The organism is Pedococcus sp. 5OH_020, from assembly GCF_027812955.1.
Taxonomy (GTDB): domain Bacteria; phylum Actinomycetota; class Actinomycetes; order Actinomycetales; family Dermatophilaceae; genus Pedococcus.
In genome coordinates, this window is sequence record NZ_JAPYZV010000007.1 from 59,678 (window position 1) to 83,167 (window position 23,490).

Consider the following 23,490-nt stretch of genomic DNA (forward strand, 5'->3'; position numbering starts at 1 on the left):
CGGGCAGGCCACACGCCAGAATGGACGCGTGACCACCACGACGCCAACGGCCGCTGTGTCGGACGAGCAGCCGGGGGTCATGGTCCGCCTGGGTCGCCGAGTGGCTCGACGAAGCCGGACCGTCGCGCATCGGGTCGCAGGCTGGCCGCGCGCGGCCCGGGTCGCGCTGGCCGTCGTGGTCGTGCTGCTGGCCGCGGCTCTTCCGGTCCTTCGCTACCTCGTCTTCTGGCCGCTCGACCAGTGGCAGGTGGACGTGGAGGTCTACCGCGAGGCAGGGGTCTCGGTCCTCACCGGCCGCCCGGTCTACCAGGCGATGACCGAGGCGCCGCAGCTGCTGCCCTTCACCTACCCGCCGTTCGCGGCCGTGCTGGCGGTCCCGCTGGCCTTCCTGCCGTTCGGGCTGGTGGGCTGGCTCTGGACCGCTGCCCAGGTGCTCGCCACCACCGCGGTGGTCTGGTATGCCGGCTGGCGCCTGATCCACCGCACCGGGCCGCTGGTACCCGTCACGCTCGCCCTACTCACCGCTCCGATGCTGTGGCTGCACCCCGTCTCGGACGGCATCCGCTTCGGGCAGGTCAACGCCTTCATGGTGCTCGCCTGCCTGATGGACCTGCGCCGTCCGCGACCGCGCCTCCTGACGCGGGTCCCCCCGGGCGTCCTCGTCGGGCTGGCCATGTCCATCAAGCTCACGCCAGGGGTCTTCGTCGTGCACTACCTGCTCAACCGCCGGTGGAAGGAGGCGGCTACGGCGGTGCTGACCGCCGGGGCGGTCACCGTCGGCGCGTGGATGCTGTTGCCGGAGGCGTCGTTCGCGTTCTGGGGCGGCGCCCTCCAGGACCCGGCTCGGCTCGGACCCAATGCCGGCACGTCCAACCAGAGCATCCGGGGTTTCCTGCTCCGGGTGGGCCCGCCCGGTCTGGCCGGCACCGTGCTGTGGCTCGTCCTGGTCGCTGTGGTCGGCACCATCGGCTACGCCCTGGCCCGCCGGGCCTACCGCGCCGGCGACTCGGTGAGCGAGGTGGCCGCGGTCGGCCTCATGGCGGTCCTGCTGTCCCCCGTCGCGTGGATCCACCACCTGCACTGGATGGTCGTGGTCGTCTTCGCCATCCTCGGTGCGGACCCGTGGCGGGACCGGCGCCGGCTGGTGGCAGCAGGGGTGGTCACGGGCTTTTTCCTCTGCCGGCTTCCCTGGTGGGGCATCACCTGGCTCAGCCATCCCCAGTGGCCCCAGCTCCCAGGCCGGATGCTCCAGAACGCCGACACGGTGGGCTCCCTGATCGCCCTGGCGCTGCTCTGGTGGGCGCTGCACCGCCCGCCAGTGACCGACGTCAGCCGACCGCCCCGGCGATCTGCAGCACTGTCAGGAGGGCCAGGAGCAGGCACACACCGCCACCGACCCGACGGATCGTCGCCAGCCTGACCCGTCGGAGCAGGGCGCGGCCGATGAGGGCGCCGAGCGCCGACACCGCGGCCAGCGCGAGGAAGGCGCCGACGAAGACCGAGAGCGGCTGGTGGAACCGCAGGACCATGGAGGCGGTCAGCAGCTGGGAGAGGTCGCCCCACTCGGCGAGGAACAGCACCGAGAACGACACAGCCACGGCCTTCAGGCCGACCGCCGTCGCCGCGCCCTTGTGCGCGAACTGCTCCTCGGTCTCCTCCTCCTCCGCGTCCGCCCGGTCCGCACCGCGAAGCAGGACGATGCCGCCGACCAGGAACATCAGGGCGGCGAAGACCTCCACCGGTCGTTTCGGCAGCTGGGCGAGGAGTCCGCCCACCGAGACCGCGACGACGGTCTGGACCAGGAACGCCAGGCAGACGCCGACCCACACGAACAGGGGACGGAAGCGGGTGGCGAGCACCAGGGTGGCGATGAAGGTCTTGTCCGGGAGCTCCACGAGGAAGATGGCGCCGAAGACGATGGCCGCGGTGACGAGGTCGAGTTCCATATCGCCGTCGACTCTAGCCAGCGGGCCGAATACGCTGCGACGGTGTCCGATCCGTCCACCCTCACGCTGCTGACGCTCGGCGTGGCCTGTCTCGCCCTGGTGGGCGGGGCGGTGGCCGTCGGCCAGCTGGCGCGGGTGCGCTCCCAGCTTCGCGTGATGGAGGGCCATCGTCCGGTCGGCGCGGGAGACCTCGCTGCCCTGCGGGAAGACGTGGCACAGGCTCTTCGGCACGTGGCCGTCGTGCGGTACGACGCGTTCGGCGACATGGGTGGGCGGCTCTCGTTCAGCGCCGCCCTGGTCGACGACCGGGGCGACGGCCTGGTGCTCTCCGCCATCCACGCCCGCGGAGAGTCGCGGACGTACGCCAAGGGTGTGGTGCGCGGCCGGTCCGACACGACGTTGACCCCCGAGGAGCAACAGGCCCTGGCGGCCGCTCGCACCGGATCGCAGAGCGGCTGAGCATTGTGACGACCTACGCCTACCTCGGTCCCGCGGGAACCTTCACGCAGATGGCCCTCGACGCCTGGGGCCCGGCCGCCGGGGCCTCCCACCTACCCTGCGGATCCGTCGACGCCGCGCTCGGGCTGCTGCGCTCCGGCGAGGTCGACGGTGCCATGGTCCCGATCGAGAACTCGGTGGAGGGTGGCGTGAGCGCCACGCTCGACGCCCTGGCCAGTGGCGACCCTCTGGTCGTGGTGGCAGAGGTGCTCGTGCCGATCACGTTCGTGCTGGCGGCTGCTCCCGGGACGTCGTGGGACGACGTCGCCGCGGTGGGGACGCACAGCCATGCCTGGGCACAGGTGCGGGGCTGGATGCAGGAGAACCTTCCCCAGGCTGTCTACGTGCCCACCCTGTCGACCGCCGCCGCAGCGGCCGCCCTCGCTGCGGGCCAGCCGGAGCGCACGTCGTACCAGGCGGCGGTCTGCGCGCCGGCAGCGGTGAAGGACCACGGGCTCACCCAGCTCGCCGAGGACATCGGCGACAACCGGTCGGCCGTGACGCGGTTCGTGCTGGTGGCCCGGCCCGGCGCCCTGCCGGAGCCGACCGGCGCCGACAAGACGACGCTGGTGCTCTTCCAGCGCGACGACCACGCGGGAGGTCTGCTGGAGCTCCTCGAGCAGTTCGCCGTCCGGGGCATCAACATGTCACGGCTGGAGTCGCGCCCGACCAAGGACTCCATGGGCAGCTACTGCTTCTCCATCGACATCGAGGGCCATGTGCTGGACGAGCGGGTCGGAGAGGCGCTCCTGGGGCTGAAGCGGGTCTGTGCCGACGTACGGTTCCTCGGCAGCTACCCCGCCGCGCACGGCACCGCCGTGCGGGTCAGCCCGCATACGACGGACGAGGCCTTCGCGGAGGCACGGTCCTGGCTGCGGTCGCTGCGCGGCTGAGGTACGCCGGACTGCACTCCACGACCCTGCCGGGCGCGGCGCCCACGACCTCTCGGCGCTCCAGGCTCCTTGCTGGCGGGCTGGCCCTTACTTCTTCTCGCGCCAGGCCCTTTCGAACGGGAGGCGCCACGCGTGCGGCGCGATGAGCTGGTGGATGGCGTTCGGCCCCCAGGTGCCGGCCTGGTACGGCTTGACCTCGGGGGGGTTGTCGAGCAGTGGCTGGGACCGCTCCCACAGCGACTCGATGCCCTCTGCTGTGGTGAAGAGCGTGTGGTCGCCGCGCATGGCGTCGAGGATCAGACGCTCGTACGCCTCCAGCACGTCCCCGGCACGCTCCGTCTCGCGCGTGGAGAACTGCATCGACAGCTTCTCCAGCCGCATGCCCGGCCCAGGCCGCTTGCCGTAGAAGGACAGCGACACCTTGGACTCGTCGGCCAGGTCGAACGTGAGGTGGTCCGGGCCGGCCGACCCGACCCCGGAGTTCAGGGGGAACATGGAGCGCGGCGCCTCCTTGAACGCGATCGAGATGATCCGGGCGCCCTCCGCCATCCGCTTGCCGGTTCGCAGGTAGAACGGCACACCGGCCCACCGCCAGTTGTCCAGTCCGGCCTTGAGCGCGATGAACGTCTCCGTGTCCGAGTCCGGTGCCACGCCGTCGAGCCGGGTGTACCCCGCGAACTGCCCGCGGACGACCTGCGACGGGTCGACGGGCAGCAGCGAGCGGAACACCTTGTTCTTCTCCTCGGAGATGGCCCGCGGTTCCAGCGCCGTGGGCGGCTCCATCGCGACGAAGGCCAGGACCTGGAACAGGTGGGTGACGACCATGTCCTTGTAGGCGCCGGTCGCCTCGTAGAACCCGGCCCGCTCGTCCAGACCCAGGGTCTCGGGGATGTCGATCTGGACGTGGTCGATGAAGTTGCGGTTCCAGATGGGCTCGAAGAGCCCGTTGGCGAAGCGGAAGGCGAGGATGTTCTGGGCCGCCTCCTTGCCGAGGAAGTGGTCGATACGGAAGATCTGCTCCTCGGCGAAGGTCTGGTGGACCGTGTTGTTCAGCTCGATGGCGCTCGCGAGGTCCGTGCCGAACGGCTTCTCCATGACGACCCTCGAGCGCTCGACCAGCTGGGCGTTGCGCAGCATGGCGATCACCGCGACTGCGGCCTTGGGCGGCACCGACAGGTAGTGCAGCCGGAGGGCCTCGGGTCCGAGCTGGGCCTCGGCGTGGGCGACCGCGGCGGCAAGCGGCTCGGGGCCGGCGGTCTGGGGGACGTAGACGAGGTTGTCGTCGAACTTGTCCCACTGGTCCTGGGTCAGCGAGTGGCTGCCGAACTCCACGACGGCCTTGCGGGCGAACTCGCGGAACTCCTCATCCGACAGGTCCTCCAGCGAGGTACCGACCACGCGGATGTCGGGAGCCAGCTCCGACGCCGCGAGATGGGCGAGTCCCGGGAGGAGCTTCCGCCGTGCAAGGTCGCCGGTCGCGCCGAACAGGACGATGACATGGGGGTCGGCGGGTTCCAGGGCGCCGCGCGCCGACCGCACGTCGGACGCCGGGTAGGAGATCGTCTGGGGACGGCGCGTCGTCTGCTCTGGCACGTCTCGATCATGGCACCGCGCGCGGCGTATGCGCATGTGCGACGAAGGTGGCGTGCTGCCGTCGGCGGTACCACCCGTACGCGAGCAGGGCGCAGAGCACCCCGTTTGCCAGACCGACCACGACGTCCGTCAGGTGGTGCATGCCGCGGTACAGGCGGGCATAGGCGACGAGGAGCGGGACCATGAGGCACAGGACCGAGGTGAGGCGTCGTAGCGGCGTACGTTTCCTGGCCAGCAGCAGGAGGGCGAAGGAGAGGTAGAGCGCGAAGGCGGCTCCCACGTGGCCGCTCGGGTAGCTCGACGTCGGAGGAGCGGGGTCCAGCTTGGGCACCTGCGGTCGCCCACGGTCGACCAGGTTCGTCGCGATGACGAAGATCGTGGCCTGGAGCGCGATCGCGATGCCCGGCACGACCGAGAGCCGCCAGTCGTGAGTGCGCCACAGCAGCACCGCCATCACCACGACACAGACGCTGATGATGATCTCCGTGTTCCCCACATGCGACCAGACCAGCGTGATGCCGTTCCAGGTAGGGGTCCGTTCGCGGGCCAGGTCCTTGCTGAACGCCTCCTCGTCGCGCGACAGCCACAGCAGCGGGCCTCCGAGCATCACGCCGAGGGCGACGATGACGGTCCACAGCGCGGCACCTGGTGCGACGACCCGGACGAGGAGGTCCTGGGCGTCCTGCCGGACGACACGGCTCGGACGCCCGGACAGTGAGGCAGCGGCCCTGCTTGTCGTCCTGTCCCTCCCAGTGGTCCCCGCCGTCGGGACGGTCCCGCCCACGAAGCCGAGCCACGACGAGAAGGTGATGCCCACCCCGAGGACCCATCCGGCCACGACGTCGGAAGGGAAGTGGACGCCGAGGAACACCCGGTCGAGACCGACCGCCAACGACGCCAGTACGGCGAGCACCACCGCGACCCGGCGGCCGACGGACGACAGGAGCGGCCACAGCATGAAGACCATCACCGTGGCGATCACGGTGATGTTGAAGGCATGTCCGGAAGGGAACGAGTAGCCCGGAGCATGGGAGATGGGCTCATGGAGGACCGGCCGTGCGCGCTGCACGACCAGCTTCGCGTCGAGGCCGAGGTTCCAGGCGACCATCATCGTCACGATCGCCCACAGCGCTCGGGTGCGCAGGTTGCAGAACCGCCAGGCCCAGGCGGCGACGAGGACCGCGAGCACATAGATGCGGACAGGCTGGCTGACCTGCTGCAGGAGGATCAGGCCGGCCTTGGCGCCTGTCCGTCGCGTGGCGTCCGTCGCTGCGAGGGTCAGCCGGTCGTCGAGGCGGACCAGCGGCTCGAACTTCTGACGCGCGGCGAACGCGAGCAGCACGACTGGAACGGCGAAGAGCACCATGGCGAGCGCTCCGCGCAGGAGGCGCTCTGTCCGGCTGGGTGGGGCCGGTGTAGCAGGGTCAGTGGGGCCGACGTCCCCTTCGGCCATCAGGCCGGCGCCCCCACCCTCACCAGCAGGGCGCCGGGGAGCACCTCGGCCGTGATGGCACGGGCCTTCCCCACGGGGTCACCGTCGACCTGGACCTCCTGTGGCCGGTCCGCACGCACCTGTACCGAGGCGCTCGTATGGTGGTCCACCCGCTGGTGACCCTTGCGCTTCTTGGAGGCCAGGCGCGCCGCGACGGCGGCCCATCCGACGACGCCCTTGGGAGAGAGGATCACGGTGTCGAGCAGGCCGTCGTCGATCTCGGCCTCCGGCATGAGCACGAGGCCACCGAGCAGCTTGCCGCAGTTGCCGATCACGACGGTCCGGGCCCGTCGGATCAGCTCCTCCTGGTCGTCCACCTTGATGCGGACCCGGAACTGGGGCCCCCGCAGGTTCTTGGCCCCGGACACCACGTACGCGGCGGGGCCCACCCTCGCCTTGAGAGTCTCCGGAGCGTCGGCCATGATCGCCGCGTCGAACCCCAGGCCGGCCATCACGAGGAACACATGCTGGACCGGACGCTGGTCCTCGCCGCTGGTGTCCACCGTGAGCCGCCCGACGTCGACGCGCTTGTTCTGACCGGTGAGTGCCACCTCGAGCGCCACGCTGAGGTCGTCGACGCGCAGGTCCAGGTTGCGGGCCAACAGGTTTCCGGTGCCCATGGGCAGCAGACCCATGGGAGTGTCGCTGCCGACCAGTGCTCCGGCCACCGCGCGGACCGTTCCGTCGCCGCCCAGCGCGCACACCAGGTCGACCCCGTTGCTGAGGGCCTCCTTGGCCTGGCCGCTGCCCGTGTCGCGCTCCGTGGTGAGGATGAACAGCGGCTCGGCCCAGCCGAGCCTGGCGCACTCCTGCGCGATCTGTCCCTGCACGACCGAGACGTCGTCGAACTTCGTCGGGTTGACGATGACCGCCGCGCGTCGGGTGGGGTGCTCCGTGACGACTCCCTCGGGCCGGAACTCGTTGCGGTGGGGTCGACGTCGCCACGGCGCGCTGCGACGCGGGGCGCTCCGGCTGCGGCTGCGCATCCCGGCCCGCCCGGCGAGTCCCAGGCCGAAGAGGACGATGAGGGCGACCGCCGCGGCGACGACCCATCCGGAATGTTCCTGAAGCACGGGGTGACGCTACCCCAGGGTAGCGAGCCGCCCGACGACGTCGGCAGCGCCGGGTCACCTGCGCCTCTGGGTGTACGGAGATCTAGGGTGCAACCATGGCTGACCTTCAGGATGACCGGACGGCGGGCGGCGCCCAGGCCGACACGAACGTCCAGCCCGACACGAAGGACTGGACCTGGACGCTTCAGCGCCGGTGCCTCCAGTGTGGCTTCGACGCGCGGCTGGCGGAGGCCCAGACGATCTCCGGGCGGACTGTGGAGCTGACCGCTCCCTGGCAGGAGGTCCTGCGCCGACCGGACGTCGCCCGGCGTCCCTCCCCGGCGGTGTGGTCCCCGCTGGAGTACGGCTGCCACGTGCGGGACGTGTGCCGCGTGTTCGAAGGCAGGGTGCGGCTCATGCTCGACGTCGACGAGCCCCGGTTCCCGGACTGGGACCAGGACGAGACCGCGCTCGCGGAGCGGTACGGCGAGCAGGAGCCCTCCACCGTCGCCGGCGAGCTGGCCGAGTCGGCTCGACAGGCGTCTGCGGCGTTCGGGCGAGTGGGCGGTGACCAGTGGGGCCGCAAGGGCCTGCGGAGCAACGGCTCGCAGTTCACGGTGCTGACCCTCGGTCAGTACTTCCTGCACGACCTCGCTCACCACCTCATCGACGTGGGCGTGGACGAGCTACCGCAGGCCTGGGCGCCGGCCCTGCCCCCTCACGGAGAATCGCGTGGCCGGGGGCCCGACGCTGCTCGGTAGGCTGACCCGGTGATCGACATCAAGCTCCTGCGGGAGGACCCTGAGCGGGTCCGTGCCAGCCAGCGCGCTCGCGGTGAGGACGACGGGATCGTCGACGCGATCGTGGCCGCGGAGCAGGCGCACCGGTCGAGCCTCACCGAGTTCGAGCGGCTCCGGACTGAGCAGAAGTCGATCGGCAAGCAGGTCGCTCGGGCACAGGGGGAGGAAAAGCAGGCGCTCCTGGGGCAGACCAAGGAGCTCGCCGCCAGGGTGAGACAGCTCCAGGCCGACGCCGACGCGGCGCAGACCGAGCTCGGTGACCTGCTTCGGCAGGTGGGCAACCTCGTCGAGGACGGTGTGCCGGTCGGCGGTGAGGACGACTACACGGTGCTCGAGACCGTGGGGGAGCCGCCGCAGTTCGACTTCGATGCCAAGGACCATCTCGCGCTCGGGGAGTCGCTGGCCGCGATAGACATGGAGCGGGGCGCCAAGGTCGGTGGCTCGCGGTTCTACTTCCTCACTGGGGTGGGGGCCCGTCTGGAGCTCGCGCTGCTGAACATGGGCATGGCCCAGGCCGTGGAGCACGGGTTCACCCCGATGATCACGCCGACCCTGGTGAAGACCGAGGTGATGGCGGGGGCCGGGTTCATCGACAAGCACGCGGACGAGGTGTACCGCCTGGAGGCAGACGACCTCTTCCTCACGGGTACCTCCGAGGTCGCGCTCGCCGGCTACCACGCGGACGAGATCCTGGACCTGTCCGCCGGTCCCAGGCGGTATGCCGGGTGGTCGGCGTGCTACCGGCGTGAGGCGGGCTCCCACGGCAAGGACACCCGCGGCATCATCCGCGTACACCAGTTCCACAAGGTGGAGATGTTCACCTACTGCCGGGTGGAGGACGCGGCGGCAGAGCATCAGAGACTGCTGGCGTGGGAGAAGGAGATGCTGGCCAAGGTCGAGCTCCCCTACCGGGTCATCGACACGGCCGCCGGTGACCTCGGGGGCCCGGCGGCCCGGAAGTTCGACTGCGAGGCCTGGGTGCCGACGCAGGGCCGGTACCGCGAGCTCACGTCCACGTCGAACTGCACCACCTACCAGGCGCGGCGTCTGAACACCCGCGAGCGCGACCCCTACGGCTCGGGCACCCGTGCCGTCGCCACCCTCAACGGGACCCTCGCGACGACGCGGTGGATCGTGGCCATCCTGGAGAACCACCAGCAGGCAGACGGGTCGGTCCGCGTCCCGACGGCCCTGCAGCCGTTCCTCGGCCTGGATGTCCTCAAGCCGGTCTAGCCGACGCCCACGAGCCCGCTCTGCCCGCTCGTCCTCACGCCGGTCTGGCGAGGGTCAGGAGCTGTTCGCTCTCCACGGCCTCCCGTGACAGCACCCGGTAGCCCTCGCGCTCGAACAGGACCGTGAGGCGGTCGCTCTCCGTGCTGAGCACGATCCCGTCGCCCCACTGGCGGTGTGACACGCGGCTGTCCACGGGGAACGACTCACCCTCGGGGGCAGGAGCCGGAGCCTCGCTCAGGCCGGCCTCGCAGGTGTCGCAGTGGCCACAGGGGTCGTCGAGGGTCTCGCCGAGATAGCCGAGCAGGAACCGCCGCCGGCATCCGGTCGTCTCGGCGTACCCGCGCATCATCTCCGTCCTGCTGCGCTCCACACGCTCGGCGGACTCGCTGACCTCGACCGCCGCGTCGACCGCCTCCTGGTGCGTCATGGCGACGGCCGAGACCCTGGACCGCGCGACCCTCAGGGCACCGGCCTGCTCCAGGAGGTTCACCGCCCTGGTGACGCGCCGGGCCGGGAGGTCCAGCCGCCCCCGGAGCTCAGCCAGACGTACCCCCGGGTCGTCCTTCGAGACCTCGGCGAACACCCGGCGCAACACGTCGACGTCCGGTGTGGCCGCACCATGGAACCGATGGACACCGAAGTCCTCCGGCCGGTAGAAGAGGACCGCCGACGACGGTTCGCCGTCGCGACCGGCCCGGCCGATCTCCTGGTAGTAGCTGTCGGGTGAGGCCGGCACGCTCTCATGGACCACGAAGCGCACGTCGGCTCGGTCGATGCCCATCCCGAAGGCACTGGTGGCCACGACCACGTCGACCGACCCGGTGGTGAACTGCTCGTGCGCCGCCCGTCGTTCGTCAGCCTTGAGGCCGCCGTGGTATGCGGCCGCCCGCAGGCCGCGTTCGCGCAGCGCGTGCGCGTACGTCGTGGTGACCTTGCGGGTGCCGACGTAGAGGAGCCCGCGGCCCCCGAGCGCCGCCACGCACTCCACCACGTCGCGGCGCTTGTCGCCGTCGGTGACCTCACGGCGGACGTCCAGGTGGATGTTCGGCCGGTTGAAGCCGCGGACCACCACCACGGGTTCGCGCAGCCCGAGCCGCTCCACGATCTCCTCGCGCACCGGCGCCGAGGCGGTGGCCGTCAGTGCCACCACGCGGGGCCGGCCCAGGCGCTCCACTGCGGAGCCGAGCCGGAGGTAGTCCGGCCGGAAGTCGTGCCCCCAGGCGGAGATGCAGTGCGCCTCGTCGACGACGAACAGCCGCACCGCCAGGGTCGCCAGGCGCGCGAGCACGTCCTCACGAGCCAGCTGCTCGGGTGCCAGGAACACGAAGCCGGGGTCGCCGGCCTCCAGCGACGACCACATCCTCTCGAGGCGACGAGCCGAGCTCGTCGAGTTCAGGGCCCAGGGTCGAGGCACTCCGGGATGGGAGGCCAGGGCGCGGACCTGGTCGCGCTGCAGGGCGATCAGGGGCGAGACCACGACGGTCACCCCACCGAGGACCGCGGCCGGCACCTGGTACAGCGCGGACTTGCCATGGCCCGTGGGCATCACCGCGAGGACGTCCCGACCCTCGAGGGCGGCCGACATAGCCTCCTCCTGCCCGGGGCGTAGGGAGCTGAACCCGAGCGCCGCCCGGGCCGCCTCCCGCACGTCCACGTCGCGGCTCAGGTGGGGGAGCCCGCCGCCGCGGAGGCGTCGGACCCGTCGTCACCGGTGCCCTGCTCGTCGCTCGAGCTGTCCTGCTTGAGGGCGTCCAGACCGTCGGGTCGGCCTTCCTCGGGAGCGGTCATGGTGGGCTCGGAGTCCTGGTCCACGTACTCGGCCTCGGACGAGGTGTTCTCGGTCATGGCCCCGGACTACCCGCGCAGGCAGCGGGAAAACGTGCCCCATCTCAAGGCCTCCGCAGGTGCCGTGCGGATCGGAGGCGGCGTGCATGGCCGTCGCGCGGCGGGGTAGGACCGGTGGGTCGGATCCGCGCTCCCCAGGAGGTCTTCCATGCTCCCCGCCGAACTCGGCGCCCTGCTCGACGCCACGCCGCCCTTCATCTCCGTGTGCCTGGACGTGAGCCGGCTGAACCGTGCGGCCGGGGACGACGTGCAGCTCCACTGGGGCCAGCTCGCCCGACGGCTGGAGGAGCGCGACGCTCCGGCGGAGACCATCGAGGCGCTCGGGGAGGCGGTCACCAGCCCGACAGGGCTCGGCGGCGAGCATGCCCGGGTGGCGGTGGCCGCAGGGGGCAAGGTGGTCGTCGACCTCGTGCTGCCGGGCCGACCTCCCCGTGACGAGTGCCTTGTCGGTCCAGTCCCGCATCTGATGCCGGTGGCGCGGGCGCTGGCCGACGCCGTTCCGTACGCCCTCGTCCGCCTGGACCGCACCGGCGCCGACGTGCAGGTGTTCAGCGCTGCGGGCCAGATCGAGGACGAGCGGGTCTTCGAGGGCGACAACGACGTGCTGCACAAGGTGCCTGCAGGGGGATGGTCCCAGCGCCGCTACCAGCAGCGGGTGGAGGACTCGTGGGCCCGCAACGCCGCCCAGGTGGCCGACCGCCTTTCGCGGGTGGTCAAGCGGGCCGGGCTGGAGCTCGTGCTCGTCGCCGGTGACGTGCACGCCGTGGTCGAGCTGACCGGCAGAGCCGACGCCGAGCTGCAGCAGCGCCTGGTCGTGCTGGACTCCGGTGGCCGGGCGGCCGGGGTATCGCCCGAGGCCGAGCAGGAAGCGGTCGACGCGGCGCTCGCAGAGCACATCTCCCAGCGGCGACGAGCCGTCCTGGACGAGTACGTCGAGCAGCTCAGCCGCCAACAGCGCGCCGTCGAGGGCCTGGGCCCCGTCGTGGAGGTGCTGCGGCGCGGACAGGTGCAGCGGCTGGTCCTGCTCGACGACCCGACGTCGACAGCGAAGCTGTGGGTGGGCGAGGCCCCCCAACAGGTGGGCCTCACGGAGCAGGACGTCCTGGACGCAGGTGCGCAGGCCGCTCAGGAGGTGCGGGCCGACGCAGCCCTGCTCTGGGCAGTCCTGGGGACCGACGCCGACATCTCGCTCGTCGGCGACGAGACCGGGTCCATGCGAGACGGGATCGGGGCCCTGCTCCGGTGGTCCGACCCGGCCACGCCGCACGACGAGGTCCCCAGCATGCCGGGCCATGGTGAAGGTCCGGGAACGACGGGAAACGTCGAGTAGGCGGGACCGGGTAGCGTCACCCTGTGGCCGAACGCCAGCTGCCGGAGTGGTCGGAGCTCAGGACGCTGTTGCGTCCGAGACCCTTCGAGCTGAGTCCCAAGCGGCGCAGGCTCGCTTCGGCGCTCACGATCACGGACCTTCGCACGGTCGCGAGGCGGCGCACGCCCCGGTCGGTCTTCGACTACACGGACGGCGCGGCGGAGGAGGAGCTCAGCCTGCGTCGCGCCCGACAGACGTTCCGGGACCTGACGTTCGCGCCGTCCGTCCTGCGCGACGTCGGTGACGTGGACCCGACGACCATGGTGCTGGGCAAGCCGTCCCGCTACCCGTTCGGCTTCGGGCCCACCGGGTTCACCCGGATGATGCAGCACGAGGGAGAGTGCGCGGTCGTCCGCGTCGCCGAGCGGACCGGCATACCGTATGGCTTGTCGACGCTCGGGACGACGTCCATCGAGGCGGTGGCCGCGGCGTCGCCCGCGGCGCGGAAGTGGTTCCAGCTGTACGTCTGGCGGGACCACGCGGCCGCGGAGGACCTCATGCGGCGGGCGGCGGAGGCGGGGTACGAGGCCCTCATCCTCACGGTTGACGTGCCGGTCGCCGGAGCGCGCCTGCGCGACACCCGCAACGGGTTCTCGATCCCGCCCGCCCTGTCCTTGCGGACCATCCTGGACGGCGCACTGCATCCCAGCTGGTGGGTCAACTTCCTCACCACGGAACCGCTCCACTTCGCCAGCCTGGCCCGCTGGGACGGCACGGTGGCCGACATGATGAACGCCCTCTTCGACCCCACGATGACCATCGCGGACCTGGAGTGGGTGCGGTCGACCTGGCGGGGGCCGCTGGTGGTCAAGGGCATCCAGACCGTCGACGACGCACGGCGGGTGGTCGCAGCCGGAGCCGACGCGATCGTGCTGTCCAACCACGGTGGTCGCCAGCTCGACCGGGCCCCCGTGCCGGTACGGCTGCTCCCAGAGGTCCGCGAAGCCCTGGGTGACGAGGTGGAGATCATGGTGGACACCGGCGTCATGTCGGGTGCGGACATCGTGGCTGCGATGGCGCTGGGGGCGAGCAGTGTGCTCGTCGGGCGCGCCTACCTCTACGGGCTGATGGCCGGCGGGGAAGCGGGAGTGCAGCGGACGGCGGACATCCTCACCACGGAGGTCCGGCGCACCATGGCGCTGCTGGGCGCGCGTCGCATCGCCGACCTCGGTCCGCACCACGTCCGTCTGGCCTAGGTTCAGGTGCATGACGGAACCCCGGCTCCTGGCCCTGGACATCGACGGAACGACGATCAACCATGCCGGTGAGCTGTCCCCCGTCGTACGCGAGGCCGTCCAGGCGGTCGTCGCCGCGGGGCACCACGTCATCATCGCCACCGGCCGGTCGATCGTGGCGACGACGGACATCCTGGCCGAGCTCGGCATCGAGCGCGGCTTCGCCGTGTGCTCCAACGGTGCGGTGACCCTGGAGCTCGATCCCTTGGAGGACAGAGGCTTTCGCATCGCTGAGGCGGTCACCTTCGACCCCGCCCCCGCCCTGAACCTGCTGCGGCAGGAGTGGCCCGACGCGGTGGTGGCTGTCGAGGAGCTCGGCGTCGGGTTCAAGCTGAGTGGCCCGTTCCCGGACGGCGAGCTCCAGGGCGAGCTCCGCGTCGTGCCGTGGGAGGAGCTCGTCGCCGACCCCGTCACCAGGGTGACGTTCCGCGCACCGAACGGCACCGCGGAGGACTTCCTGGCGCTGACCGAGCGGATCGGCCTGCACGGCGTCAGCTACGCGGTCGGGTTCAGTGCGTGGCTCGACCTCAACCCGGAAGGGGTGTCGAAGGGGTCGGCACTGGAGATCCTGCGCCGGCGTCTCGAGGTCGACCCCCGGTACACGGTGGCGGTAGGGGACCAGCGCAACGACCTCGAGATGCTTCAGTGGGCCGCGCGTGGGGTGGCGATGGGCAACGCCCCACAAGAGGTGCAGGACGTCGCCGACGAGGTGACCGGGCACGTGGACGACGACGGCCTGGTACCAGTCCTGAGGTCCCTCCTCCCGTCAGCCGGCCAGTCGCCGGCCGGTCAGACGGCGACCCCCGCGCCGACGTGACGGGCCAGGTGCACGCGCTCCTGCGGCGTGGTGCCGCCCCAGACGCCGTACGGCTCCCGGACCGCCATCGCGTGGTCGAGGCAGGCCTGCAGGACGGGACAGACCGCGCACAGCGCCTTGGCCGCCCGCTCGCGGCTCGAGCGCGACCGGCCACGCTCGGCCTCCGCGGCGAAGAACTGCTCCGGATCGGTGCTGCGGCACGCGCCCCGCTCCTGCCACGCGTACGTCCCGAGGACCGGTGACGGTAGTCGCTTGATGTTCGCCATGGCGGACCTCGTTCTACGTGGGGAGGGCGTGCCCTCACAACCTAGGCAGAACCTGTTCACACTGCAACAGTTCTGAACCGGTTCTACAGTGGGGGCTCGTGGGAGGGCGGCACGCCGGAGAGCACGCCGAAGAACGAGGGACCATGGACAGCGACGCCCGCGATGCGGCGCTGGAGGGCGACGCCTCCGAGCGGCGTGCTGTGGGGCCGCCGGCCCAGGAACTGCGGGCCCAGGGTCTCCTCTCAGGGGTTGGCGCGGTCTCCCAGCGGGTGGGCATCGCGAGGGACACGCTGCGCACGTGGGACCGCCGCTACGGTGTCGGGCCGTCGCACCGAACGCAGGGCGGGCATCGCCGGTACACCGAGGAGGACATCCGCCGGGTCGGGGTCATGGCCGGGTTCGCCGCCCGCGGCGTCCCGGCGCAGGCGGCGGCGCGGGTGGCCCTGGCCATGGACTCCGACAGGTTGGCCGACGACCCGGGCCCCGGGGCGGCCGTCCCTGCGTGGAGCTTCGCCGACGACCCCTCCGCGGTGGTGCACGCCCTCTGCGCCGCCGCCGTCGCTCTGGACGCCGTGGCGCTGGCCGGGCTCTACCAGACAGCCCTGCGGGAACGGGGTGTCGTCAGCGCGTGGACGGAGGTGTTCGCCCCTGCACTCACCCTCATCGGTGACCAGTGGGGCGTCGGCGTGCTGGGGGTCGAGTCGGAGCATCTGGCCAGCGAGGTGCTCGTCACCGAGCTGCGCGCGCTGGTCCAGGCGAACAGGCCGCGGAGCACCGGGGTCGACGTCGTCCTCGCGACGCCGGACGAGGAACAGCACTACCTGCCCTTGCTGGCCCTCGAGGCCCAGCTCGCGCGACACGGGGTGGGCACCACCCTGCTCGGGCCGCGGGTCCCGACGACAGCCCTGCACGGCGTGCTCAGTCGTGGACGTCCTTCCCGGCTCTTCCTCTGGGCGTCCCTGGTGCGCCCCTCGGCGGAGCCCCTCTGGGAGGTGCTGCAGACCGTCGACTGGCCCATGACGCTGGTCCTCGGTGGCCCGGGCTGGCCTGCGGTGGTCCCGGCCGTCCGGCCGACCGTTCGGGTCCGCCGACCAGAGGCTCTCGCCGAGTCCGTGTCCATGCTGCTCGAGGGCCCGTCGCAGGGCTGACGCTGGACCGAACGGCGGCGGCCATGGTCAGCGGGACTGGAGGGCGTCCAGCGCCACTGCCATCGCCAGCCCGACCCGCCAGTCCAGCTGCCAGCCGTTGCTCGCCTGCGGCAGGTGGATGTCGTACCGGTCCCGGATGGACCGTCGGCGCTCCGACGTGAGGACCACGCTGCCGTCCGGGGCGGTGAAGTCGAAGTGGAACAGGAAGGGCACCGGCAGGTCACCCACCACCGGGAGCACGTCCCAGACCCGACGCAGGACGGCCACCCTCGGGTTGCGCTCCGTGCCGAACGCCTCCAGACCGTCCAGCGTTCCCAGGTGCCAGGACGAGCGCAGCAGCGACTTCCGGAAGTCCTTCCGGAACCAGCCGATGGGCGCGCCGGACGCGTCGAGGACGTCATACGTCGCACCGAGATCCAGCCGGGTCCGCGCCTTGAACGAGAACACCGGCCGGGTCCGCGCCTCGTCGGCGTAGAAGGTGACCTGCTCCTTGAAGGCCATCCGCTTCTGCTGGGCGACGGCGATGACCGGTCCCTCGGCGCCGGCGGCGTCCACCGCGCGGACCTCGTAGCGGTTCACCATGAGGGTGATCTTCTGGCGCAGGGAGTAGCGCTCGGTGACAGCGGGTTGGCTCATGGGCCGACAGTCTGCCTGACGGGCCGGACGGACCTGCCATGCTGGGGCGCGCCATGGCTGACCTGATGATCACCTCGCCCGCGAACCCTCGGCTCAAGTCCCTTGCCGCCCTGCGACGGAGGCGGACGCGGGAGGAGGCCGGCCGCACCCTGGTCGAGGGCTACGAGGAGCTCACCCTGGCGCTGGCGGCCGGGGTCCGTCCTCAGACGCTGTACTTCTGTCCCGAGCTCATGCTCGACCGCGGAACGCAGACCCGGCTCGTGGACCAGGTCCGGGCGGACGGCGCCGAGACCGTGCAGGTCTCCCGGACGGCCTTCGAGAAGGTCGCCTACCGCGAGGGCCCGGACGGCTTCCTGGCCGTCGTCCCAGCAGTCGTGCGACGGTGCGTGGACCTGGCGGTGAGCGGCAGTGCGCTGGTCGTGCTGTGCCAGGGAGTCGAGAAGCCGGGCAACCTCGGCGCCATGCTGCGGACCGCCGACGCCGCCGGCGCGGAGGCGGTCGTGGCCGCCGACCCGGTCACCGACTGGGGCAACCCCAACCTCGTCCGGGCGTCCAAGGGCACGGTGTTCTCGGTCCCGGTGGCCAGCGACTCGACGCAGGACGCGCTGGCGTGGCTGGACGCGGCAGGCATCCAGCTCGTGGCCGCCACGCCGGACACCGACGTCGACTACACGGAGGTCGACTACACCGGCCCCGTCGCCGTAGCGGTCGGCGCGGAGAAGCACGGGCTGACCGGCGAGGTGCTCGACCGGGCAGCGGTAAGAGTGCGGATCCCGATGGTCGGAAAGGCCAACTCGCTCAACGTCGCGACGTCCGCGGCCATCGTCATCTACGAGGCGGTTCGTCAGCGCAGAAGGGCCATCAGCCGTTCGTACCAGTGACCCGCACCCCTGTCAGGAGCGCTCCCTGACGTATGTCACGATGTCGGGTATGCGAGTTGACCACGTTTCGTACGCCGCGGAGCACGACGGTCTGCAGGCGACCGCAGACCGCCTGGCGAAGCTCATCGGGGTCGACCCTGTGGACGGCGGGATCCACCCGCGGTTCGGCACTCGCAACGTGATCCTGCCCCTCGCGCACGAGCGCTACGTCGAGGTCGTCGAGGTCCTGGACCACCCGGCATCGGACAAGGCGCCGTTCGGCCAGGCAGTCCGCGCCCGCTCGGAGAACGGTGGCGGCTGGCTCGGCTGGGTCGTGGCGGTCGACGACCTCGCCCCCTTCGAGGCGCGGATCGGGCGGCAGGCCGTCGACGGCAACCGCTACCGCCCCGACGGCACCGAGATCCGGTGGCGTCAGCTCGGGGTCAAGGGCCTCATCTCAGACCCGCAGCTGCCCTTCTTCGTGCAGTGGGCAGACCTGAGCCTGCACCCCTCCGTCGGCGCACGCACGCAGGTGACGATCGACAACCTCCAGATCGCCGGCGACCCGGACCGGGTCCGCGACTGGCTGGACCTGCCGGCGGACCACACGTCCTCGGTCATCGACTTCACCTTCGTCGCCCCGCACGGCACGCCCGGCCTGCTGGCTGTCACCTTCGACACCCCGACCGGCAAGGTCACCGTCTGACGGGCTCCCGCCAGCCCCGCAGTTTCGCCACCCGACCGGCAGGGTCACCGGCTGACCAGTGAGGCCGCCCGGCTACGTCAACGGGGTGATTCGCGCGCCCAGCCTCAGACCTAGCGTGAGAGGCCCGCAGGGTCCCCAGGCGCCGGAGGTGCGATGGCTCGTCCTCTCCTCCTTGCCGTCGACGCCGACCCGGATGCGCTGTCCCGCATCGAGACGCACCTCCAGCGCCGGTTCGGGGCGGACTACCGGGTCCGTGGTGAACAGTCCAGCGCCGCCGCGCTGGAGCTGCTCGAGGCGTGTGCACAACGCGGAGACCCGGTCGCAGTGGTCGTCGCGGACCTGTGGCTCGCGGGTCTCTCGGGATCGGAGCTGCTGCGCCATGTCCGCACCCTGCACCCCGACGCGCGGCGCGCGCTCCTCGTCCGGTGGGGGTCGTGGTCCGATCGGCCCACGGCGGAGGCGGTGCTGCGCGCCATGGCTGTGGGGGACATCAACTACTACCTCCTGAAGCCGTGGTCCGACGTCGACGAGCAGTTCAGCCGCAGCGTCGGGGAGTTCGTCCACGAGTGGTCGCGCACGGTCGTCTCCCCGACGCGGGAGGTGGTGGTGGTCGCCGAGCGCCGCGAGCCGCGCGGGCACGGCATCCGCAACCTCCTCACCCGCAACGGCATCCCGCACGCCTACCTCGAGCGAGGTACCCCGGCCGCCGTCACAGCCCTGACCGAGATGGGGGTGCGGACCCCCGAAGCGCTGACCGGCCCGGTGGTGGTCTGGATGCCGGCTATCGGCGGCTCTGTGCTGGTCGACCCGACGGACGCCGACCTGTGCGAGGCATGGGGCATCCGGACGACTCTGGACGACGAGCGTGACTTCGACGTGGTCGTCGTCGGCGCGGGTCCGGCCGGCCTGGCGACGTCGGTCTATGCCAGCTCGGAAGGCCTGCGGGTGCTGGTGGTCGAGCGGGAGACGTTGGGCGGCCAGGCCGGCTCGAGCTCCCTCATCCGGAACTATCTCGGGTTCTCCCGGGGGCTCAGCGGGTCCGAGCTGGCCCAGCGGGGGTACCAGCAGGCCTGGGTCTTCGGGGCGCACTTCCTGCTCACGCGCGAGGTGCAGGAGGTGCGTCAGGAAGCAGAGGGCTTCACGGTGCAGGTGGACACGGTGGGCCTGGTCCACGCGAGATGCCTGGTGCTCGCCGCGGGGGTCTCCTACCGGCGGCTGGGCATCGCCTCGCTCGAGGCGCTCAGCGGCGCTGGCGTGTACTACGGCGCGAGCGTCTCGGAAGCGCAGGGGCTGGCCGGTCTGGACGTCGTGGTGCTCGGCGGCGGCAACTCGGCCGGCCAGGCGGTCCTGCACCTGGCCAGGTACGCCTCGCAGGTGCGCCTTGTGGTGCGGGCTCAAGCGCTGTCAGAGGGCATGTCCCAGTACCTCGTCGACGAGATCCATGCCAACCCGGGCGTCGTGGTGCACACCTCCAGCGAGATCGTCGGCGGCGGTGGCGACGGATGGCTCGCCACGGTGGTGGTGCGCGACCGTGGAACCGGCGTGGAGCAGACCGTGCGGGCCGAGGGCCTCTTCGTCATGATCGGTGCGCACCCGCGTACGTCCTGGCTCCCCGAGCAGGTCGTCCGGGACGCCCAAGGGTTCGTCCTGTGTGGTACCGACGCCATGGACGAACCCCGGTGGCCGGGCGGCCGGCTGCCGTTGCCGTACGAGACGACGATGCCGGGCGTGTTCGCCGTCGGGGACGTGCGGCACGGCTCGGTGAAGCGGGTCGCCTCGGCCGTTGGCGAGGGTTCGGTGGTCGTCTCGCAGCTGCACCAGTACCTTGCGAACCTGCGGTCCGAACGCTCCGGCGTGCCGCGGTGAGCTCCGGTCCGCGAGCCGCGGCGCCACGCTCCCGCGATCGAAGCACGCTGGTCACCGGAGGCCTCGCCGCCGCCGTGCCGCTGGCCGGGCTCGCTCTGCTCCTGCGCCGGCCCGCGCTCGACCTGCGGTGGGAGCACCACCCGTCACACTTCTGGCTCGTACTGGGAGCCGCGGCTCTCAGTGCGGTGGTGGCGTACGGGACGGGGGTCGCCTCCATCCGACGGGCAGACGCGCGGGTGTTCCTCGTGTCGTTGACTTTCCTGTCTGCTGCCGGTTTCCTCGGGCTCCATGCGCTGGCCACTCCGGGAGTGCTGCTGGGGCACCCCAACGCGGGATTCGTCCTCGCGACGCCGGTTGGGGTGGCACTGGGAGCGGTGTTCGCGGCCTGGTCCGCGATCCCCCTGGAGGGCGAGCGCGGCGTACGCCTGATCGCTGTCGCCGGGTGGGTCCGCACCGCCCTCGTCGCTCTCATGGTGCTCTGGGCCGTCGCCTCGCTGGCCGAGCTACCCCCGCTGCACGGTGACCAGGCACCCGAGAAGGCGTCCGGGCCCCTCGTCGCGATGGCGCTCGTCGCGATCGCCCTCTACGGGTGGGCGGCCTACCGCTACCTGGCACTGTGGCGCACCCGGCGCGGGACCATGCCGCTGGCCGTCGCGGCGGCGGTCGTGCTGCTCGCCGAGGCCATGGTCGCTCTGCTCTTCGCCCCGAACTGGCACCTCAGCTGGTGGGAGTGGCACGTGCTGATGCTGGCCGCCTTCACCCTGGTGGCGTGGGGAGCGCAGCGCCAGTGGCACGAGGAGCGGTTCGTAGGCCTGTACCTCGAGCAGACGGTGTCCGGACGGCGCGAGATGAGCATCCTGTTCGCCGACCTCCAGGGGTTCACCACCTTCTCCGAGGCCCATGAGCCACAGGAGGTCACCGCCATGCTCAACGCCTACTTCCGGGTGGCCATCCCGCCGGTGGTCAGCGCGCACGGTGGCGACATCGACCGCCTCATCGGCGACGCGATCATGGCGACGTTCAACCGGCGCGGCGACCAGCCCGACCACGCGCGCCGGGCCGCCGCAGCGGCGCTGGCGATGCAGGAGGCGACTGCCGTGGTCGCCGCGCAGCATCCGGGCTGGCCGCGGTTCCGGGCCGCCGTCAACACGGGAGAGGTGTCGGTGAGCGTCCTCGGCGTCGGAGGCGGGCGCACCCATACCGTCATCGGGGACGCGGTGAACGTGGCGTCACGGCTCGAGGCCAAGGCGCCGGTGGGCGGCGTCGCGGTGAGTGCGGCCACGGCCCGACTCCTCCCGAACGCCCGGACCGAGCCACTCGGCACGTTCGAGCTGAAAGGCAAGGCCGAGCCCGTGGAGGCCTTCGTCCTCACGGCGCTCTGAGCGGCCGCTGTCGCTCAGGGCACTGCAGGCGGTCCAGCGGCGTGCGGTGAGCCATCGGGCTTGGGCGCGCCGTCAGGCCCCGGTCCGCCATCGGCGACGAGCCCGCGTACCGAGGGCAGCTGCGCCGCGGCGTTCACCGCCGCAGAGAACACCAGCAGGGCGACCCCCCAGCTGCGGTGACCGGCAGCCCACAGGCCGAGGGACGCGGCGCCGAAGACGAGCACCTTCGTCAGCGGTCGGACCCCGCGGCCCCGCACGGGAGCCTTCGGAGAGGCGAACGTCCACCACACCGCGATGACGACGACGAGCAGGAGACCCGCGAGCAGCGGGCCACCGGCGTGGTGTCCCCAGACCCCGGCGGACACCGCGGCGAGCACCTCGTCGAGGAAGACGAGGGCCAGCACCGTCCATCCCGCGGCAGGGGCCATGCGTCAGCCGAGGTAGTCGACGAGCCGTGGAGCGACTCCGACGTAGGTCTGCGGGGTGAGCTCGCAGAGCCGCTTCGCCACGTCGTCGGGGAGCCCGAGGCCGGCCACGAACCCGCGCAGGTCCTCACCGGTGATGCGCCGACCCCGGGTGAGCTCCTTGAGCCGTTCGTACGGGTTCTCCATCCCGGCGACCCCCTGGGCGCCGAGGGCGCGCATGGCCGACTGCACCGGTTCGCCGAGGACCTCCCAGTTGGCGTCGAGGTCGGCTGCCATCGCCTCCGGGACGGCGTCCAACCCGGCCAGACCCCGATCCGCGTTGTCGATGGCGAGCAGGGAGTGGCCGAACGCAGTGCCGATGTTGCGCTGCATCGAGGAGTCGGTCAGGTCACGCTGGAGGCGGCTGGTGACGAGCGTGGCGCCCAGGACGTCGAAGAGGGCGTTGCTCACCTCGAGGTTCGCCTCGGCATTCTCGAACCGGATCGGGTTGACCTTGTGCGGCATCGTCGAGGATCCGACGGTCCCCTGGCCCCTGACCTGCGCGAAGTACCCGAGTGAGATGTACGTCCACACGTCGGTGCAGAGGTTGTGCAGCACCCGGTTGAACCGGGCCACGTCGGCATACAGCTCGGCCTGCCAGTCGTGCGACTCGATCTGCGTGGTGAGCGGGTTCCACTGGAGGCCGAGCGACTCCACGAACTGACGGCTCAGGGTCGGCCAGTCGGCCTCGGGCACAGCCGCCAGATGGGCCCCGAAGGTCCCGGTCGCGCCGTTGAGCTTGCCGAGGTACTCGGCGCTGCCGATCCGGCGCAGCTGACGTCCGAGGCGATGGGCGAGCACCGCCAGCTCCTTGCCCATGGTCGTCGGCGTCGCGGGCTGGCCGTGGGTGTGCGCGAGGAGCGGTACGTCGCGAAGGTCCGAAGCCATCGTGGCGACCATGTCCCTGAGCGCGGAGGCCCGCGGGAGCCACACCTGGCTGACGGCGCCCTTGACCATGAGCGCGTAAGAGAGGTTGTTGACGTCCTCGCTGGTGCAGCAGAAGTGGATCAGCTCGGCCAGGCCGCGGTCGTGTTCGGCCGGCGCGATAGTGCCCAGCCGACGCTTCAGGAAGTACTCCACGGCCTTGACGTCGTGCTGGGTCTCGCGCTCGATCTCGGCCAGCTCGGCGATCTCCTGGGCGCCGAAGTCGTCCACCACCTGGCGCAGCCGACGCTGCTCCTCCTCGGTCAGCGTCCGGACCCCCGGCACGACGTGGCGTGAGGTCAGGAAGAGGAGCCACTCCACCTCGACCCGCAGCCGCTCGCGGTTGAGGGCCGGCTCGGAGAGGTGGTCCACCAGAGGAGCCACGGCGCCCCGGTAGCGACCGTCGAGTGCCCCCAGGGCGATGGGAGGGGTCGCGTCAGCAAGCGAGGCCATGTCGCACAGTCT

General features: G+C 71.5%; 23 protein-coding genes. 13 read left to right on the top strand and 10 right to left on the bottom strand.

Features of this window, described 5'->3' with window-relative positions; genetic code table 11:
- The first annotated feature begins 28 nt into the window (after positions 1–28).
- Complete coding sequence (locus PHA84_RS13935; RefSeq protein ID WP_270888727.1) at positions 29–1,420, top strand: glycosyltransferase 87 family protein; 1,392 nt, start codon at positions 29–31, stop codon at positions 1,418–1,420.
- Here the strand turns inward: PHA84_RS13935 and PHA84_RS13940 are convergent.
- Positions 1,329–1,946, bottom strand: a complete 618-nt coding sequence (locus tag PHA84_RS13940; RefSeq protein WP_270888728.1) for a TMEM165/GDT1 family protein — start codon at positions 1,944–1,946, stop codon at positions 1,329–1,331. The genes PHA84_RS13935 and PHA84_RS13940 overlap by 92 nt on opposite strands.
- Positions 1,947–1,988: 42 nt before the next feature.
- Here PHA84_RS13940 and PHA84_RS13945 point away from each other — a divergent pair, with 42 nt between their 5' ends.
- Both PHA84_RS13945 and pheA read left to right on the top strand, forming a co-directional pair.
- The gene (locus PHA84_RS13945; protein WP_270888729.1) at positions 1,989–2,405 is read left to right on the top strand and encodes a DUF4446 family protein; all 417 of its coding nucleotides are present in this window, start codon (positions 1,989–1,991) and stop codon (positions 2,403–2,405) included.
- A gap of 5 nt (positions 2,406–2,410) precedes the next feature.
- Positions 2,411–3,337 carry a prephenate dehydratase gene (pheA, locus tag PHA84_RS13950; RefSeq protein WP_270888730.1) on the top strand — a complete coding sequence of 309 codons (927 nt, stop codon included), beginning with the start codon at positions 2,411–2,413 and terminating at the stop codon, positions 3,335–3,337.
- 87 nt (positions 3,338–3,424) lie between these two features.
- Here the strand turns inward: pheA and zwf are convergent, their stop codons facing one another.
- The 3 genes from zwf to PHA84_RS13965 all read right to left on the bottom strand — a co-directional run bounded on the left by zwf (position 3,425) and on the right by PHA84_RS13965 (position 7,495).
- Positions 3,425–4,876 (bottom strand): glucose-6-phosphate dehydrogenase, encoded by a 1,452-nt coding sequence (gene zwf, locus PHA84_RS13955; protein ID WP_270888948.1) that lies wholly within the window; start codon positions 4,874–4,876, stop codon positions 3,425–3,427.
- 61 nt (positions 4,877–4,937) lie between these two features.
- Positions 4,938–6,296 (bottom strand): phosphatase PAP2 family protein, encoded by a 1,359-nt coding sequence (locus tag PHA84_RS13960; protein WP_270888731.1) that lies wholly within the window; start codon positions 6,294–6,296, stop codon positions 4,938–4,940.
- 86 nt (positions 6,297–6,382) lie between these two features.
- Entirely contained in the window at positions 6,383–7,495 is a 1,113-nt protein-coding gene (locus PHA84_RS13965; protein ID WP_270888732.1) for a diacylglycerol/lipid kinase family protein, read from the bottom strand.
- Between the two features lie 95 nt (positions 7,496–7,590).
- Here PHA84_RS13965 and PHA84_RS13970 point away from each other — a divergent pair, with 95 nt between their 5' ends.
- Complete coding sequence (locus tag PHA84_RS13970) at positions 7,591–8,235, top strand: DinB family protein (RefSeq protein ID WP_270888733.1); 645 nt, start codon at positions 7,591–7,593, stop codon at positions 8,233–8,235.
- Between the two features lie 9 nt (positions 8,236–8,244).
- A complete protein-coding gene (gene serS, locus PHA84_RS13975; protein ID WP_270888734.1) occupies positions 8,245–9,507 on the top strand; it encodes a serine--tRNA ligase in 1,263 nt (420 codons plus the stop codon).
- 34 nt (positions 9,508–9,541) lie between these two features.
- On the opposite strand, the gene PHA84_RS13980 is transcribed toward serS, so the two are convergent.
- Positions 9,542–11,161 carry a RecQ family ATP-dependent DNA helicase gene (locus PHA84_RS13980; protein ID WP_270888735.1) on the bottom strand — a complete coding sequence of 540 codons (1,620 nt, stop codon included), beginning with the start codon at positions 11,159–11,161 and terminating at the stop codon, positions 9,542–9,544.
- An 8-nt stretch (positions 11,162–11,169) separates the two neighbouring features.
- Positions 11,170–11,352 (bottom strand): hypothetical protein, encoded by a 183-nt coding sequence (locus tag PHA84_RS13985; RefSeq protein WP_270888736.1) that lies wholly within the window; start codon positions 11,350–11,352, stop codon positions 11,170–11,172.
- Between the two features lie 148 nt (positions 11,353–11,500).
- On the opposite strand from PHA84_RS13985, the gene PHA84_RS13990 reads away from it, so the two are divergent.
- Genes PHA84_RS13990 through PHA84_RS14000 form a run of 3 tightly spaced genes read left to right on the top strand, consistent with a single transcriptional unit; the run spans position 11,501 to position 14,773 of the window.
- Positions 11,501–12,682, top strand: coding sequence for a baeRF2 domain-containing protein (locus PHA84_RS13990; RefSeq protein WP_270888737.1), 1,182 nt, complete (start codon positions 11,501–11,503; stop codon positions 12,680–12,682).
- Positions 12,683–12,705: 23 nt separating this feature from the next.
- A complete protein-coding gene (locus tag PHA84_RS13995) occupies positions 12,706–13,917 on the top strand; it encodes an alpha-hydroxy acid oxidase (RefSeq protein ID WP_270888738.1) in 1,212 nt (403 codons plus the stop codon).
- Positions 13,918–13,927: 10 nt separating this feature from the next.
- Entirely contained in the window at positions 13,928–14,773 is an 846-nt protein-coding gene (locus PHA84_RS14000) for an HAD family hydrolase (RefSeq protein WP_270888739.1), read from the top strand.
- Here the strand turns inward: PHA84_RS14000 and PHA84_RS14005 are convergent.
- Positions 14,746–15,039, bottom strand: a complete 294-nt coding sequence (locus PHA84_RS14005; RefSeq protein WP_270888740.1) for a WhiB family transcriptional regulator — start codon at positions 15,037–15,039, stop codon at positions 14,746–14,748. The two genes, PHA84_RS14000 and PHA84_RS14005, sit on opposite strands and share 28 nt — an antisense overlap.
- Before the next feature lie 143 nt (positions 15,040–15,182).
- On the opposite strand from PHA84_RS14005, the gene PHA84_RS14010 reads away from it, so the two are divergent.
- Positions 15,183–16,187 carry a MerR family transcriptional regulator gene (locus tag PHA84_RS14010; protein WP_270888741.1) on the top strand — a complete coding sequence of 335 codons (1,005 nt, stop codon included), beginning with the start codon at positions 15,183–15,185 and terminating at the stop codon, positions 16,185–16,187.
- A 27-nt stretch (positions 16,188–16,214) separates the two neighbouring features.
- On the opposite strand, the gene PHA84_RS14015 is transcribed toward PHA84_RS14010, so the two are convergent.
- Positions 16,215–16,823 carry a hypothetical protein gene (locus PHA84_RS14015; protein WP_270888742.1) on the bottom strand — a complete coding sequence of 203 codons (609 nt, stop codon included), beginning with the start codon at positions 16,821–16,823 and terminating at the stop codon, positions 16,215–16,217.
- Positions 16,824–16,876: 53 nt separating this feature from the next.
- Here PHA84_RS14015 and PHA84_RS14020 point away from each other — a divergent pair, with 53 nt between their 5' ends.
- From PHA84_RS14020 to PHA84_RS14035, 4 genes are all read left to right on the top strand, one after another.
- On the top strand, positions 16,877–17,704 hold the full coding sequence (locus PHA84_RS14020) for a TrmH family RNA methyltransferase (protein WP_270888743.1): 828 nt from the start codon (positions 16,877–16,879) through the stop codon (positions 17,702–17,704).
- A 49-nt stretch (positions 17,705–17,753) separates the two neighbouring features.
- Positions 17,754–18,389, top strand: coding sequence for a VOC family protein (locus tag PHA84_RS14025; RefSeq protein WP_270888744.1), 636 nt, complete (start codon positions 17,754–17,756; stop codon positions 18,387–18,389).
- A 153-nt stretch (positions 18,390–18,542) separates the two neighbouring features.
- On the top strand, positions 18,543–20,255 hold the full coding sequence (locus PHA84_RS14030; protein WP_270888745.1) for an FAD-dependent oxidoreductase: 1,713 nt from the start codon (positions 18,543–18,545) through the stop codon (positions 20,253–20,255).
- Positions 20,252–21,637, top strand: coding sequence for an adenylate/guanylate cyclase domain-containing protein (locus tag PHA84_RS14035; protein ID WP_270888746.1), 1,386 nt, complete (start codon positions 20,252–20,254; stop codon positions 21,635–21,637). The genes PHA84_RS14030 and PHA84_RS14035 overlap by 4 nt, the downstream gene beginning before the upstream one ends.
- Positions 21,638–21,651: 14 nt before the next feature.
- Here PHA84_RS14035 and PHA84_RS14040 read toward each other — a convergent pair whose 3' ends face one another.
- Together PHA84_RS14040 and purB are read right to left on the bottom strand one after the other, a co-directional pair.
- Positions 21,652–22,065 carry a YrdB family protein gene (locus tag PHA84_RS14040; protein WP_270888747.1) on the bottom strand — a complete coding sequence of 138 codons (414 nt, stop codon included), beginning with the start codon at positions 22,063–22,065 and terminating at the stop codon, positions 21,652–21,654.
- A gap of 3 nt (positions 22,066–22,068) precedes the next feature.
- Positions 22,069–23,478, bottom strand: coding sequence for an adenylosuccinate lyase (gene purB, locus PHA84_RS14045; RefSeq protein ID WP_270888748.1), 1,410 nt, complete (start codon positions 23,476–23,478; stop codon positions 22,069–22,071).
- Positions 23,479–23,490 lie beyond the last annotated feature (12 nt).

Coding starts and splice junctions, on each gene's coding strand:
- PHA84_RS13940 (WP_270888728.1), bottom strand. CDS start 1,946: ATGGAACTCGACCTCGTCACCGCGGCCATCGTCTTCGGCGCCATCTTC.
- PHA84_RS13960 (WP_270888731.1), bottom strand. CDS start 6,296: ATGGTGCTCTTCGCCGTTCCAGTCGTGCTGCTCGCGTTCGCCGCGCGT.
- PHA84_RS13970 (WP_270888733.1), top strand. CDS start 7,591: ATGGCTGACCTTCAGGATGACCGGACGGCGGGCGGCGCCCAGGCCGAC.
- PHA84_RS13985 (WP_270888736.1), bottom strand. CDS start 11,352: ATGACCGAGAACACCTCGTCCGAGGCCGAGTACGTGGACCAGGACTCC.
- PHA84_RS13990 (WP_270888737.1), top strand. CDS start 11,501: ATGCTCCCCGCCGAACTCGGCGCCCTGCTCGACGCCACGCCGCCCTTC.
- PHA84_RS14000 (WP_270888739.1), top strand. CDS start 13,928: ATGACGGAACCCCGGCTCCTGGCCCTGGACATCGACGGAACGACGATC.
- PHA84_RS14005 (WP_270888740.1), bottom strand. CDS start 15,039: ATGGCGAACATCAAGCGACTACCGTCACCGGTCCTCGGGACGTACGCG.
- PHA84_RS14010 (WP_270888741.1), top strand. CDS start 15,183: ATGGACAGCGACGCCCGCGATGCGGCGCTGGAGGGCGACGCCTCCGAG.
- PHA84_RS14015 (WP_270888742.1), bottom strand. CDS start 16,823: ATGAGCCAACCCGCTGTCACCGAGCGCTACTCCCTGCGCCAGAAGATC.
- PHA84_RS14020 (WP_270888743.1), top strand. CDS start 16,877: ATGGCTGACCTGATGATCACCTCGCCCGCGAACCCTCGGCTCAAGTCC.
- PHA84_RS14025 (WP_270888744.1), top strand. CDS start 17,754: ATGCGAGTTGACCACGTTTCGTACGCCGCGGAGCACGACGGTCTGCAG.
- PHA84_RS14030 (WP_270888745.1), top strand. CDS start 18,543: ATGGCTCGTCCTCTCCTCCTTGCCGTCGACGCCGACCCGGATGCGCTG.
- PHA84_RS14040 (WP_270888747.1), bottom strand. CDS start 22,065: ATGGCCCCTGCCGCGGGATGGACGGTGCTGGCCCTCGTCTTCCTCGAC.
- purB (WP_270888748.1), bottom strand. CDS start 23,478: ATGGCCTCGCTTGCTGACGCGACCCCTCCCATCGCCCTGGGGGCACTC.